Source organism: Burkholderia sp. BCC1047, from assembly GCF_902833155.1.
In the GTDB taxonomy this organism is placed as follows: Bacteria; Pseudomonadota; Gammaproteobacteria; order Burkholderiales; family Burkholderiaceae; genus Burkholderia; species Burkholderia sola.
Genome location: NZ_CADFEH010000015.1, coordinates 41,718 through 55,340, shown reverse-complemented (window position 1 = coordinate 55,340; position 13,623 = coordinate 41,718). Strand labels below are relative to the sequence as shown.

At 61.4% G+C, this 13,623-nt stretch carries 10 protein-coding genes; 6 read left to right on the top strand and 4 right to left on the bottom strand.

Annotated elements, in window-relative coordinates:
* Positions 1 to 105 precede the first annotated feature (105 nt).
* The 4 genes from HWX55_RS17175 to HWX55_RS17160 form a co-directional block, all read right to left on the bottom strand.
* Positions 106 to 1,848 (bottom strand): DNA polymerase, encoded by a 1,743-nt coding sequence (locus HWX55_RS17175; RefSeq protein ID WP_175976585.1) that lies wholly within the window; start codon positions 1,846 to 1,848, stop codon positions 106 to 108.
* Positions 1,848 to 2,510, bottom strand: coding sequence for a hypothetical protein (locus HWX55_RS17170; protein ID WP_175976584.1), 663 nt, complete (start codon positions 2,508 to 2,510; stop codon positions 1,848 to 1,850). Before HWX55_RS17170 ends, HWX55_RS17175 begins: the two co-directional genes overlap by 1 nt.
* A gap of 145 nt (positions 2,511 to 2,655) precedes the next feature.
* Positions 2,656 to 3,390, bottom strand: a complete 735-nt coding sequence (locus HWX55_RS17165) for a hypothetical protein (protein WP_175976583.1) — start codon at positions 3,388 to 3,390, stop codon at positions 2,656 to 2,658.
* A gap of 286 nt (positions 3,391 to 3,676) precedes the next feature.
* Positions 3,677 to 4,474 (bottom strand): hypothetical protein, encoded by a 798-nt coding sequence (locus tag HWX55_RS17160; RefSeq protein ID WP_175976582.1) that lies wholly within the window; start codon positions 4,472 to 4,474, stop codon positions 3,677 to 3,679.
* 895 nt (positions 4,475 to 5,369) lie between these two features.
* Between HWX55_RS17160 and HWX55_RS17155 the strand changes: the two genes are divergently transcribed.
* The 6 genes from HWX55_RS17155 to HWX55_RS17130 all read left to right on the top strand — a co-directional run bounded on the left by HWX55_RS17155 (position 5,370) and on the right by HWX55_RS17130 (position 13,620).
* Positions 5,370 to 5,789, top strand: a complete 420-nt coding sequence (locus tag HWX55_RS17155; RefSeq protein WP_208458717.1) for a DUF6573 family protein — start codon at positions 5,370 to 5,372, stop codon at positions 5,787 to 5,789.
* Positions 5,790 to 5,846: 57 nt separating this feature from the next.
* A complete protein-coding gene (locus HWX55_RS17150) occupies positions 5,847 to 5,996 on the top strand; it encodes a peptidase (RefSeq protein ID WP_244140592.1) in 150 nt (49 codons plus the stop codon).
* A gap of 174 nt (positions 5,997 to 6,170) precedes the next feature.
* Positions 6,171 to 8,903, top strand: coding sequence for a DUF499 domain-containing protein (locus HWX55_RS17145; protein WP_175976581.1), 2,733 nt, complete (start codon positions 6,171 to 6,173; stop codon positions 8,901 to 8,903).
* On the top strand, positions 8,903 to 9,892 hold the full coding sequence (locus HWX55_RS17140) for a hypothetical protein (RefSeq protein ID WP_175976580.1): 990 nt from the start codon (positions 8,903 to 8,905) through the stop codon (positions 9,890 to 9,892). Before HWX55_RS17145 ends, HWX55_RS17140 begins: the two co-directional genes overlap by 1 nt.
* A gap of 12 nt (positions 9,893 to 9,904) precedes the next feature.
* Positions 9,905 to 13,126 (top strand): DUF1156 domain-containing protein, encoded by a 3,222-nt coding sequence (locus HWX55_RS17135; protein ID WP_175976579.1) that lies wholly within the window; start codon positions 9,905 to 9,907, stop codon positions 13,124 to 13,126.
* Positions 13,123 to 13,620, top strand: coding sequence for a hypothetical protein (locus HWX55_RS17130; RefSeq protein ID WP_175976578.1), 498 nt, complete (start codon positions 13,123 to 13,125; stop codon positions 13,618 to 13,620). Before HWX55_RS17135 ends, HWX55_RS17130 begins: the two co-directional genes overlap by 4 nt.
* Positions 13,621 to 13,623 lie beyond the last annotated feature (3 nt).

The window sequence follows — 13,623 nt, the reverse complement described above, 5'->3', positions numbered from 1 at the left end:
GGCCGCCGTGGGACACGGACCTGCCCGGAGCTTCCCCTTGCACTGGAACCAGCGCCTGAGCAGCGTGCGACCACGACAGCCTCGCCTCATCGATAGCGACCGGCATCATGCGACCACCTCGGCCTCGATGTCGGCCAGCAGGTCATTCACGATGTCCCACATCACGACACCACGCTCATCGATGTAGCGTTCGGGGAAAGCGATAGTCTTGGCATCGGCACGCAGCTCGAACCCATCGAGTACGGTAGCGCTAGCCTGACGCATGCATTCCTGCATGCGGGCCATGACGGCGTCGAGCTCTTCCACTGGCGCCTCGATCAGCACGGCATCATGAATCGGAGCCACGATACGAACACCGGCCTCGGCCGCTAGACAGCACGCGAGCCGCAGCATCTCTGCTCCATTGGCCTGCATAGGGAAGTTTCGCAGCGAGCGCACATTGGCATCATCGCCGACGTGAATCCGCCAGTCGAACACTGTCCACAGGTGGCTCTGCGTCAGGGCATAGTCGAGAGCTGCGTCCGACCATCGCCAGAAATCCGGGTACGTACGCCGGTGCATCTTGAGCAATTCACGGGCGTAGACCGCAGGCTGCTTGATCCGACGGCCAAGCGACTCTTCCTTCATCCCATACTGCACAGCGAGCACGCACGCCTTGTATTGCTCACGAATGGCCGCGTGACTGGTCTTCGTGGCATCGTCAGGAGCCGCACCGGCCTGCTTGGCAAAGGCAAGGTACGGGTCACCAGACATGTAAGCATCCTTCATGTTTTTGTCACCTGAAAGGGCGGCTGCGATGCCGAACTCCTGCTGGGACCAGTCCACATAGACGAGGCCATACCCCGGCTGCGGCTTGATTAGCCCGCGCAGCCAGGCCGACAGGCCGAATACGAATTTCGCGTTCGATGGCTGGTTGCGCCCGGTCTTAGAGCTGAACATTGAAAGCAACGTACGATTGCGCCCGTCAGCACCGACAGCGAGGTCGTTCAGCCGAAGTTGCCCCATCGCCTGCCGCAGATCCTTCAGCGGGCGCAGTTGGGGCCAGCTCTTGCACTGATCGCTGAACGTTTCATCATCCAGCATCAGCGAGCCAGAATCGAGGCGAGGCCACGCGATGCCGGTGCGCCCGAGATATTCCTCGAAACGCTTGTGCTTGAACGTCCGGCCTTCATAGACGCTGTAGCGCTCATCGACGCGGGCGATAAGCCGCGTCTGCAACTGCTCCCAGTGGGCGCGCAGCTTCGCCAGCATTGGCACATCGACCGGAATACCCTGCCATTCCATTTCAGCGACGGCCTTCGTGTAACGCCCACGGTTAAGGGCGTAGGCGAGCCTGTTGCGCTCATCCAGGATGGCCGACATCTTCTGCAGCAATCTTGCCGTGGTGGTCACATCCGACTCGCAGTAATCCAGGATGGCGCGTTCTTCATCTGCGCTGTAATCGCCGCCGCGCAGAACCAGTTCCCGCATGGCATCCTTTTCCATGGCATCAATGCCAGACTCGCCGTAGTACATCAGCGCACCGAGCAGCCCCCGGCCATGCTGGAGCCTCATCCCATTCGTCTGGACGCGAAACTCGGCATACAGGTCGAGGACATTTTCGGGCATCGGCCAGTCGAGTGCGCGATGGCATCCCATCTCGGCAGATGCGTAGTACGCCACAAACAGCGTATCGGCGGCCGTGCTGTACGGGCAGGCTGACGAAGTGAGTTCCTCACCCCATAGTCGGATCGTCCTGCCGCTGCGCACCTCGCGGGCAACCATGCAGACCGGTTCGGGCCGCTCACCGGGAGCAGCCCGAAACTCGAAGTCCGCGACGACGATTTCACGATAGTCGCGGAGGGCCATCAGATTTCCCCGCGCAGGCGGCGAATCACCACATGGTCGAGGGAGTCGATGACCTTCCCCCTGAAAGCCAGGTTGACCAGCTCCTTGAAGGACAGCTCAGGCCATGACGGTTCGTCTTTCAGGTTGGTGGCCTGTAGCACCTCATACGCACCGAGGTCCCGGTTCGACTTGATGCGCACCCAGTGCGTTTTTGCCAGACTGGCCCCCGCATGTGCGGACTGGGACCACGTGTCGATGCGGCCATCCGGGCCGGGCATGTTCACCAGCCATACGAAAGGATTGCCGTCGCGGGTTATGCCGATGTACAACTGCTTTGGCCGCGCCTCCTGTGCGAGCGCCGAATACAATTCGGGCAGCACGAGATAAACGTCGTTATCGTCCTTCAGTTCTACGACAGCGACCACAAGAGTCCAAGCCACGTCCGGATGCACGCGGACATAAGCTTGGGGGCTGGGCTTGCGGATGGGCACCATCGTCAGAACCTTTTGGACGCCCGCAATTGCGCCGAAATCGGACGGCAGACGCATCGCGTCGAGGTCCAGGTCCCCCGACGAGAACGCCGCAGTGGGAGCGAGCGAGATTTCGGTAGGCGGCAACTTGATGTCGCCAGCTTGTGCGTCGTCGTTCGACAGGAAGGGATTTTGCGATGCCTTGCGATTCATAACTACTCCGTTGTGAATTGTCCCGAGGAAATCTCGGAACGCAGGAGCAGTTTGATGATTTCGGCCCTACCGATATAGCGCGACCGGTCTCGCTTGACAAACAGGAATTTTTAACTCCTGTTGGGGGGCTCAACAGGGGACACCGTTACTCATAATTCTTTCTTCCCACACCTTTGTCCCAATTGCAAACCGCAGAAATACGATCTTTGACGTTTTTGGGCAGGCTCGCATAGAACTTGTTGATGACCTCTTCAATAACCTTCTTGGGAGTATTACCGCCAGACGGGCTCCATTTCTGTTCCGCAGCGGCCCACACTGTCAAGCACATATCCAGCTCCTCTGGCATTCTGTCTGAGTCAGGAAGGTCGATACGTGCCTTGAGCGCCGTTAGCTCAGCCTTGAGCTTCTTGTTCTCCGCCTGCAGACTTTCGATTTCGGCAACAAGTGCGGGATCGTCATATGTCTCGGTCCATTCCGGCATGGGTGTGTAGTTACCTTGACGAGCGAGTGCGTCTACACCCGATGCGCTTAACCCCATATCCTTCAATGCGTTCGCAAACTTACTGCGAATCCAGCCATAACCTTCGGCATGGGCCTGCTGCCCATTGTTCAATGGCACCCAGGTACCAGGCCACTCAATGGCCTGCTGCAGAAGGTTGCTGAGCCCCTCAAAGTCTGTCGTGGGTGTGACGATACCCATCTGGTTTCTAGTAGCCATGTTCTGGTCGCATACACCGCTGTTCCGAAGTACCAGAGCTGCCTCAGAATACGGCCAACCCTCGCTTTTAACGAGCTTATCCAAAACCTCAGCAAAACTAATGAAATCGTTGTTATCTCTGGATAGGGCTGCCCGGATTTCAGATAGATTGACCTTGCCCATTCACTTCTCATCTTAGATGAATTGCCGGTTACCACATGCAGCGCACCGCCGCAGCGGCCTGTTGCGGTTCGCCACACCCGTGCTATCTATTTTATATATCTAGTAGATAGAGAGGGAGGGACCTGATGGAGATCATCGTCCGGAAAATAAAAACCGCCGGGGACGACGACGCGTACCGGCGGTAGTCTACGGCTTACTACCGTAGGAGAAAGCGAATAGCTCCGTGTTGCAGGAGCAGGTCATCCCGACTGCCCCCTTGTGACCTGAATCTTGTCGTGCTGTTGCCTTATGCAAACGATATGTCTTCAAAGCTGTATAGCACCGTGACGAATGACACGAATGCATCAAGCAACTCAGGTCGCCAGCCGGCTACCGCTAAGGCACGGCGTAGCCTTCCCTCGAATGCTGGCGTGCAGACAAAGACGAGCCGGTCCCAGCGCAGCCCATCACCCAGCAGCACGGAACCCGAAGGCTGCCGGGTATCGTTGCCGACCTTCGCCACCCAGACGACCAGGCGGTCGAAATCGGCTTTCCGTTTGACGCTCTTCTCGACCTCCACCCAGGTTATGCGACCACGGTCGTTCATCAGCACGTCGGGCTTCTTCCCGGCAATACCGGCGGCACCGCCCACCCAGCGATCTTGGGCAATCTCACGCTCCGTGCTGACCCGGAAACCCTGCGCAATGGCCGCGATGGCGATTTCGTTCGCCACCGTGCGATGGCGGAAATAAGCGGGGCTGACGCTCCGCACAATATCCTTGCCCGACACCGCAGGCACTGCCATCTGGCGCAACCGGCGCGCGCTAGCCTCTGCCAGCGCATAGAGCACGCTCCCATCCGGCCCGCGCCCCCGGAGCGCTTGCCGCCCATCGGCCAACCGACGCAGCGTGTATTGCGCCATCCGCAGCCCGGAGGCAGATGCCACCACCGGACCCACGTCCAGCTGGGCAGCCGGATGCCTTTGCCAAGGGGTCCAGAGCAGCGCCGCCACATCTCGGGTCCTGAGCCATCCGAACCGGTGCAACGCACGCAGTACCCGCGTTTCGTTTTCGGCGGCAACGATCCGCCCGTCCTTCTTCGCCATACAAGTTATCTAATTGTTGTTTCGATAACTTGTATAGCGAAGGACACGCCTTCACTCCCCTCTGCGACGGGGGGTGAAGACGGGGGACGAAGCCGCTTACGCGGCTGGGCCACCGCTGCCTTTGCGTCGGGCTGGACGCCCGACCGGCATCTCGACTGGCTGGACGCCCGTCGTGTCCTGAACAGCAGGCGCCCCGCGCAGCGCGCGGGCATAGCACTCACCCCGCCCGCTGGACGCGATGCGGCTCCGGCATCCGCCTCCGGTCCGCGCTTCGCTCGACTTGACTGCTATGCCCGCGCGCTGCTCGGGGCGCGGGGCTTCGCCCCCCATCACTCTGCCGGTCGGTGGGCCGACCTCTCGCCGCTAGGGCGACGAGCGAGTGACGGCTCCCCCGGCACTCCGTCGATTGGCTTGGGAGCCAACGCGCCTGCGTGGACAGCGTGCGGCCTCGCACTTGTCCCCGGCCGCAACGCGGCCCGGCCCCCTATGTCTCCGGCTGATCGCCTACGACTGCGCGCCTCCGGCTTGCGGGTTACGCGCGGCATAGCCGCGCATGGGTCGCGGCCTGCGACCGCGACATCGGCTTCGTCGGCACGGTGGCGCTACCGCCGGACTTCCTTATTGCCCGCCCAGGACAGGATCGACCTTACGCCAGCCAGCCATACCCGCAAGGCCAAGCGCTTCGCGCGCGTACTCGCCCGGTCCCCTACGGGGCTGCGGCTTCCGTGCGCGACCTTGCGTGTCCGGCATATCGGCTGGCGTCGAGGTGCGCTCAGGGCGAAACACTCAGGAAGTACGGCGGCACAAGCAACACGCCACCCCGCACGCCGAAGCCGGAATCGGTAAGGCGGGCTCGACATCTAGGAACCCGGTCAGCTTTCAAAGGAGCACTGCCGTGCAACATCCCGAACAGCATCACGACAGTTTCTTCGGTGAGTCGATCCTCGTCTACACGCGAGCACAAGCGATTGAGGACGGTGCTCTCATCGACGTAAGCCAAGTTGCCCACGAAGCCGGGTTTCGCCTGCCGGTGGCATTGACGACCGCCGTATGGGCTGATTGCGTGGCATGGGACGACACAGACAGCCAACGCCAGACCGCACAAGACGAAGCCGGAAGACTCTGGGACGTTATCTGGATGGCATGTCTTGCAGCGCGTCGCGCTCGTGAATCGCGGCGCGTTGCGTTTCAGGTCTACCGAGTGCCACGCGGTGGGCGTGGCATCCGGGCCCGGCTTACGACGTTGCATATGTGTATTGGCCCCGACGACAAGGCAGCGCCGGTCATAACAATCTTGATGCCAAATGAAGACTGATTTTCCATCCCGCCGGGTTCCGGCGGGAAATTCAACCCTCCACATAAGGAGAGCAACATGCACGCTATCAATCCTGCAACGGGCCTGCCGATGATCGGTGATGACGACTACGGCGTCGATGTCGGCGGCAATCCCTACGGTACGGGCTGGAACTCATCGCATCCGTGGTCTGCACCATCGTGGGATATTGGCACTTCCGGTTTCTAAGCAAGATTACGGGTGCCGTGAAGCATCGAGGCGGCACCCGTTGAACAACCAAGATGGCCCAACCAGGCCAATCACAATCCGAGCAAAGCCGGGTCTCGGATGAGAAAAAGAAACCTAGCCGTTCGTTATAGATAAAATGTGCGCCACATCTGACAAATCAGCAGGATAAAACCCATGCTCGGCCTGACGCTACGGGAAGAATTTAGGGGCAGACGCCTTAAGGGCACAGCCATTGAGCTGTCGAATGACCAGAATACCGGCGCGACGCAAATTGCAGCCCAGCAATTTCTGCAAATCACTTACCCGACACATGATGTGCTAAAAGGGATCGAGGCGGTTGGTCCCAACCAAGGCCGTCCCGTGGTCGTAATCGGCGACCGCGGACTCGGCAAATCACACTTGATGGCCGCGCTATACCACGCAGTTACCGACCCTGCATCCACCGGCGCATGGCTCAATGCGTGGGCGGCCACGTTGGCCGACCCCAGCATCGGTAAGATCCCGCTGCGCGACGGAATGCACGTCATCGGCGAGAGCCTGCACCGCCACCGCTACAAGTTCCTGTGGGACGTGCTGTTCGAAAATCATCCGCACGGCAGCTTCATCAAGGGCAAGTGGGAAGGCCAAGGCGCGTCTAGGACCGAAATCCCGTCCGATAAGCTCATCATCGAGCTGCTGGAGAATAGGCCGACGATGCTGCTGCTGGACGAGTTCCAGACGTGGTACGACGGCCTCACCAACACCAAGCAGTACCCGTGGAAGAACTGGGCGTTCAATTTCATCCAGATTCTTTCGGAAATCGCCAAAGAGCGCCCCGACCTGCTGGTGCTGGTGATCTCCGTGCGCAACGGCGGCAGCGACGCCTACCAGCAGGTGCATCGCGTCAACCCGGTCGCCATCGACTTCAAGGCGGGCGGCAGCGCCGAGCGCATCCAGCAGGATCGCCGCCGGATGCTGTTGCACCGCCTTTTCGACAACCGCTTGCAGATCGCCAGCGGCACAATCGAATCGCTGGTCGCGCAGCATGTCGCCGAATCCTTCCGTCTGCTGGATGTGCCGCCCGCCGAGCGGGATCGCAAGCGCCGCGAATTCACCGAATCGTGGCCCTACGCGCCGCACCTGCTACGCCTGCTCGAAGAACAGGTGCTCATCGCCACCGATGCGCAGGAAACGCGCGACCTGATCCGCATCCTTGCCAACCTTTACAAGAGTCGTGGCGAGGCGGTGCCCGTGCTCACCGCCGCCGACTTCCGGCTGGACGATGATTCCTCAGGCATCGGCGCGCTGCTCGAAGCCGTCGCCAACCAGCACCATCGCACGCTGCGCGAGAAGGCCCAGCAGAACATCATCTCGGTGCAGGAAGCGCGGCACGACCACACCAGCATCGCACCGCACCTGCAAGAGATCATCGGCGCGCTGTGGCTGCGCTCGATTGCCGTGGGCAACCTCGCTGGTGCCGAGCCTGCCGCGCTGCAATTGGACATCACCCGTGACAAGCCGGTGGACGACAACGCCTTCCAAGTCGAGCTGGCGACCATCGTCGAGAACAGCTTCAACATCCATCAGGAAGGCGCCAAGCTGCTGTTCCGCGAGGAAGAGAACCCGCGCGCCAAGCTCATGGCCTACGCGCGCAACGACAAGCTGTTCGCCGACGGCGCCGATCTAGCTCGGCTAGGCGATCAGGTGCGCTATGTCATCAGTGGAGTTGAAGGGAAGAACAATCAGTTTCGTATCGTCCCGCTGCCGAAGTCTTGGTCGAGCGATCCGTGGACCGGGATGGTCGATAGCGATCAACCGGAAAGTTGGGACGATGGCCGTCTACCCATCGTCGTTCTACCCGAGGAGCCTGAGAAGCTTGACGCCACCCTCGGTCGCTGGCTCAAAGACCAGTTGCAGAAGCGCCGCAATACCGTGCGCTTCCTGCTCCCCCGCGCGGGTAGTACCAACTCTTTCATTGACCGCGACCTGCTCATCCTCGCCCGCGCCGAAATGAAGGCGCAGGAATGGGGCGGCCAGAATCCCGAATATAAGAAGCTGCACAAGGAATTCGAGAACACTCTGCGCGACAACCTCAAGAAGCGCTTCGATCGCTTCGCCGTACTGCAACGATGGAACTTCGCCGATCCCGCGCAGTGCAAGTTCAGCGTCGAACGCCTCGACAAGCAGGGTTCGCAGATTCCCGAAGCCATCGAGGAGGCGCTGACCGGCGACCTGTTCGTGCCGGAGGACTTCGAGGATCTGGTGTTCGAATACGCCAGCAACAACGAATCGGTCGGCAAGCTGCTGCGCGAGCTGCAAGAGCCGCGCCCGGCCGGGCAGGACTGCATCCCGTGGCTGGGCGAAACGGTGATGAAGGATCGCTTGCTGCGCCTGTGCGCCAAAGGCGCGGTCGCCGTCAACGTGCGCGGCATGGAGTATCTGCAAACGAATCCTGGCGAGGACGAGGAAACCGCGTGGCGGCGTCTGCGCCCCAAGCTCTCTCTCACGGGCCGCCACCTCGACGACGTGTTCGTGATGCTGCCCTCGGCGGTGCCCGCGACGGGTGGCTCCACTCCGCCCGCACCGTCGCCGGGTGGTATTCCACCGAATGGTGGCGCTGCTCGCACACCGGGCGCGCCAGATCCCACACCTGGTGGTTCTCCCACTCCCACGCCAGGGCTCACGCCGGGCGGTATTTTCAGTGGCGACACCGCGACCGCCAAGCAGCGCACGCCGTTGTCTAACCCACCTACGTCGCCGCTCAACCTGATCGGCAAGATCGAGGGTTGGGGCATCGGCCCGGCCACGAAGGTCGCGGAAGTGTCCATCAAGGTCTCCAGCGCCACCGGCTCGCAGCTCAAAGAACTGCTCAAGAAGCTGCCCGAAGGCATGACCTTCGAGCTGAACCTTGAGAAGGAGGACGACTGATGGCACTGACCGCCAGCGCACTGCAATCGCTGACGCAGGGTACGGAACCTGACGCTTGGCGCATCATCATCGACCATGCCGTCGGTATCGCCTCCAAGCCGCTGGCCGCAGGCAATGCGCCCAGCGAGGTCGTGAAGCGCGACCGCGAAATCGGCGAACTGGATTTGTTCCTCTCCACCTGCGGATGGGATTTGTGGCAAGCCTTCGGCGACAGCGTCGAGCGCACCTCGGATCGCTTGGTGCGCTGGTGGGCCGAGCCCTTTAGCGCCAAGGCCGTGTTGGTCCTCGACGGCCTCTCGCTGCGTGAACTGCCGTGGCTGTTGCAGGGCGCGAAGGAACGAGGGTTCACCACGCACGAGGTCGCCGCCGGTGCTTCTGAGCTACCCGGCGAAACCGATGAGTTCGCCCGCGCGCTTGGTTTCACCAGCCGCAGCAAGCTCCAGAACAACGGCGGCGGTCTCGCGCACAAGCTGCAAGCGGCCAGCACCGAGACGGTGGACTTGCCGTGGAAGGACTGCGAAGCCCTGATCAGCAGCACACTGAATCAGATCTTCTGGCACCACTGGCCCGACGCCAAGCTGCACGACGGCTCCGGCGCAGGCCAAGGGTTGGAGCCGCTGACGAAGGACGTGGCCGAAGAACTGACGAGCGACGAATTCTGGGCCTTCGTTGAGCGCCTCGCCACCGGGCGGCGGCTTGTCATCACTTCCGACCACGGCTACGCGGCCACCGGCTACTTCCCCGATGCGGATGGCGAGGTCGGCCAGTTCCTCAAGCAGACATTTTCCAGCAGGCGCAGCAAGACGGGCACGGGTGATACCGGCCCCTTCGTGCCGCCCGTGGCATTGCAGATCAACAACTCGCACGGTGCGCATTTGTTGGCCTTGGGCCGCAGGAAGTGGCGCAGCCAGGGTGGCTACCCGACGCTCACGCATGGCGGCCTGTCGCTATTGGAGGTGTTGTCACCCTTCGTCGAACTAACTAAGTAAGGATTGCGGCTGATGGCCACCAAAAAAGAACTACTCCAACAAGAAGTCGCCAAGGCCGTCGGTGCAGGCAAGGCTGCCGCACTGGAAACCGTGGACTTCAACGACCCCGACCGCCCCAAGACTTGCCTTGAGGTGGATTTCCCCATCCTGCCGGTCAATCAGGTGGCGGTGATCGAAGGCAATGCGAGCAAGCCGATCTACCAGATGTCGAAGTGGTGGGCGCGGCGGCGTTCCAGCGTGTTCCGCTCGATGCTGATCGCGGCGGCGACCAAAGCGCCGGACGACCCCTCGCACGCCGCCAAGCTAGTGTGGGACAACTACTATTCCAACCACCAGAAGAAAGGGGCGTTCAAGCACCTGAAGGTGGCGGACATCTTCATGGGCGGCGGTACCACGCTGGTGGAAGGCTCGCGCTTGGGAATGCAGATGGTCGGCAACGACCTCAACCCGGTCGCGTGGTTCGTGGTCAAGCAGGAACTGGCCAACGTCGATCTGGGGGAGGTGAAGAAGCTCCTCGCGGACATCGAGGCGGAGGTCAAGCCGCAGATCATGCCGTATTACTACTGCGACGGCCCCGAAGGCGAGAAAGGCAAGTGGACGCACCTGCCGACGAACAAGGTGATGCCCACCGACTTCGATCCGCTCGCCATCCCGCCCGACGAGCGCAAAGACTACCGCTACGAAGGCCCGGAGATCATCTACACCTTCTGGGCCAAGCACGGGCCATGTCAGGTGACGGGCTGCGGCCACCGCACACCGATCATGACAAGCCCGGTGATGGCGGTAAAGACGCTCACCGTCAAGCATTGGCAACACACCTGCGGCACGTGCGGCGAGGCGTTCGACGTGGAGGAAGAAGCCGCGCGCATGGCTCCCGACGCGCCTTTCTACGTAGCGCCAAGCGAACCGCCCTACTCCGTGCTCGACCGCAAGAAGGGCGTGATCTGCCCGCACTGCGGTCACACGGCGATGGTGAATCTGGGCAAGGGCAAGAACAAGAAGGTGGAACTGAGCCTGCTGGTGCATCCGCAGTGGCTGGCGGGCGAAGCGAAGCTAGACGCGGACGGTCAGCCCTACGGCGGCTCGGCGCAGGACAATGCGCTGGCAACCACGCGATGGGATACGGCTCGCGCCGCGAAGATTCGCCTGCTGGAAGTGCGCGGCGCGCTGCCGGATGAAGTTACTGACCCGGAGACGGGCGCTACCTTCGCGCCAGAGAAAGGCACTGTACCTAAGAGGTCGCGTTACGCCTGCGCGGCCTGCGGCACGGTGCAGGATGTGCTGACCACCATCAAGGCCACCGGCAAGACCGGGCCGATGGCGGCCTACGCGATTCAAGGCTACGCGCCCAAGCGCGATGAGGCAGGCAAGCCCTACGGCGGTCGCTTCTTCGCGGCCTACGACAGGGCACACGCGCAGCAGTACGACGCTGCGTTCGCAGAGTGGGAAGCACGCAAGGATACCGATCTGAAGGATTACTGGCCAGCCAGTGAGGTGCCGTATGGCTTCATGACGCACATGAATAATGGCGGAATTCCGAATCACGGATTTACGCACTGGTGGACAATGTTCAATCCCCGTCAGTTACTCGTGCACACCCAGCTTCTAAAGGCGATACAAAAAACAGGCAGTTATTCCTCGGAGGTGCGCGAGTACGTTCTCGGTGCTTATCAGCAGTACCTGCGTAACCAGAACATGTTCTGCTTCTGGGACGTTAGCAGGGACTGCTTAGCGCCCCATATGAGCAACAACAACTATCACCCCAAGACGAATGTTGTCGAGAACAGCGTTTTCCCAACTCTCGGCCGTGGGAACTGGGCTTCTTGCGTTGAGGGTATAGTCGAAGGAAGAGAATGGGCAGAGCAACCGTGGGATTCTGTGAGCGGCGACGAACTAAGGAGTAGACTCGGCTCGTTCTCCAATGAGATCAGTGTAAAGAACGCCAAAGTATTTCCCGGCGATCCGGTCGACGGAGCAAGGATCCTCTGCGGTTCCTCAACTGAACTGGCGCAAGCCGATGCCAGTCTTGATCTGGTCATTACTGACCCTCCCTTCGGCGGCCTGCTGCACTACTCAGAGTTGGCCGACTTCTTCTATGTCTGGCTGCGCCTCGCGCTGAAGGAAAACTATCCGGACAGCTTCCGCGCCGAATACACGCCGAAGTCGCTGGAGGCGGTGGCCAATCGCGCGCGCGAACCGGAAGACCCTGATGGTTTCTACCAGCGCCTGCTCACGCAGTGCTGGCGCGAAGCGCATCGCGTCCTCAAGCCAAGTGGCATTCTGGCCTTCACCTTCCACCACAGTGAAGACGAACCGTGGGTGGCGGTACTGGAATCGCTGTTCGATGCGGGCTACTACCTCGAAGCAACGTACCCCATTCGCTCGGACGAAACCAAAGGCGAAGGAGCGAAGCCAGGCACTTTCGGTTCGCAAACCATCGAGTACGACATCATCCACGTCTGCCGCAAGCGCAACGGGGAGCCAAAGCCAGTGAGCTGGGGCCGGATGCGCCGCGAAGTGATGGCCGATGTACGTCAGTTGCAGGCCATGCTAGAGAACCACGCAAAGGAAGGCCTGCCCGCTGCCGACATACAGGTCATCCGGCGCGGCAAGGCGCTGGAATACTTCTCGCGCCACTACGGCAGGGTATATGTGGATGAGGGGCGCACCATCTCCGTCAAGGAGGCGCTGATCGGTATTAACCAGCTCATCGACGATGACGCCGACAACGGTAAGGAAGCGCCGCCGGTCAATGCCGAGCCGATGACCCGCCAGTTCCTGCGGACCTTCGGCGTGACCGCCGAGCTGAAGCGCGACCAGTTGCAGAAGTTCCTCAAAGGCTCGATTACCACGCCGGACGAATTCGTGCAGCGCGGCTGGTGCAAGGAGAAGAACAAGGTCTTTATCCGCACCGACCCGCTGGAATTCGCGCGAGATTGGTCGGGCAGGCACCGCCGCCGTCTCACCTCCGATCTGGACCAAGCGCTGGTGCTGGTCGGCGCGTGTTTTGACAGCAGCGGTATCAATGCCTCCGACACGCTGAAGAACGAAAACTTCAAGCCGCACGTCGCGCTGAAGCCACTGCTGGAATGGCTCCACCGCAACGGCCCTGACCAGGCCACCCGCAACGCGGCGTCGCGTGCGACGACGATCTACAACAGCTGGGCAGCCAGCCAAGGGCCGCAACCGGTGCAGGCATCTCTATTCGATGACGATGGGGAGTATGGGCAATGAGGCAACTGCTCGATACGGTGTGGCAGCGTCGCGGCACCAGTTGGCTGTGGGACGAGGAGGCTCGCAATCAGATTTGCGCGGCCAGCGAGGTCTGGAGCCTGCGTCAGTTCCTGCGCGCGGTGGGCAACTGGCCGGACGAACTGCCCAGCAACGGCGGCAGGACGCTGGTAGTCGCCGGGCTGGATGGCAGCCTCGATCTGCTGACACCGGCCGATGCCGAAGCGTGGCTGGGCGATGCGATCAAGCCCGCAATCCTGTCCTTTCAGGACGAATGGGGAAGCGATGGCGCGCTGGTGTTCTGGCTACCTGGCGGCGGGAACCGCATCCGGGTGCAGGCGGCCACCGATGAGGTGAATTGGCTGTGCCACACGCCCCACGGCCATCAACTCGACTTCGGTCGCGTCCTGTGGGGACAGGCCAACGAGTACCCGCAGGAAATCCTGCTGCGCGACGGCAGCAAGCCTGCGGGCATGTTCCACTTGCGGATTACGTGAGGT

Coding starts and splice junctions, on each gene's coding strand:
- HWX55_RS17175 (WP_175976585.1), bottom strand. CDS start 1,848: ATGGCCCTCCGCGACTATCGTGAAATCGTCGTCGCGGACTTCGAGTTT.
- HWX55_RS17170 (WP_175976584.1), bottom strand. CDS start 2,510: ATGAATCGCAAGGCATCGCAAAATCCCTTCCTGTCGAACGACGACGCA.
- HWX55_RS17165 (WP_175976583.1), bottom strand. CDS start 3,390: ATGGGCAAGGTCAATCTATCTGAAATCCGGGCAGCCCTATCCAGAGAT.
- HWX55_RS17160 (WP_175976582.1), bottom strand. CDS start 4,474: ATGGCGAAGAAGGACGGGCGGATCGTTGCCGCCGAAAACGAAACGCGG.
- HWX55_RS17150 (WP_244140592.1), top strand. CDS start 5,847: ATGCACGCTATCAATCCTGCAACGGGCCTGCCGATGATCGGTGATGAC.
- HWX55_RS17145 (WP_175976581.1), top strand. CDS start 6,171: ATGCTCGGCCTGACGCTACGGGAAGAATTTAGGGGCAGACGCCTTAAG.
- HWX55_RS17140 (WP_175976580.1), top strand. CDS start 8,903: ATGGCACTGACCGCCAGCGCACTGCAATCGCTGACGCAGGGTACGGAA.
- HWX55_RS17135 (WP_175976579.1), top strand. CDS start 9,905: ATGGCCACCAAAAAAGAACTACTCCAACAAGAAGTCGCCAAGGCCGTC.
- HWX55_RS17130 (WP_175976578.1), top strand. CDS start 13,123: ATGAGGCAACTGCTCGATACGGTGTGGCAGCGTCGCGGCACCAGTTGG.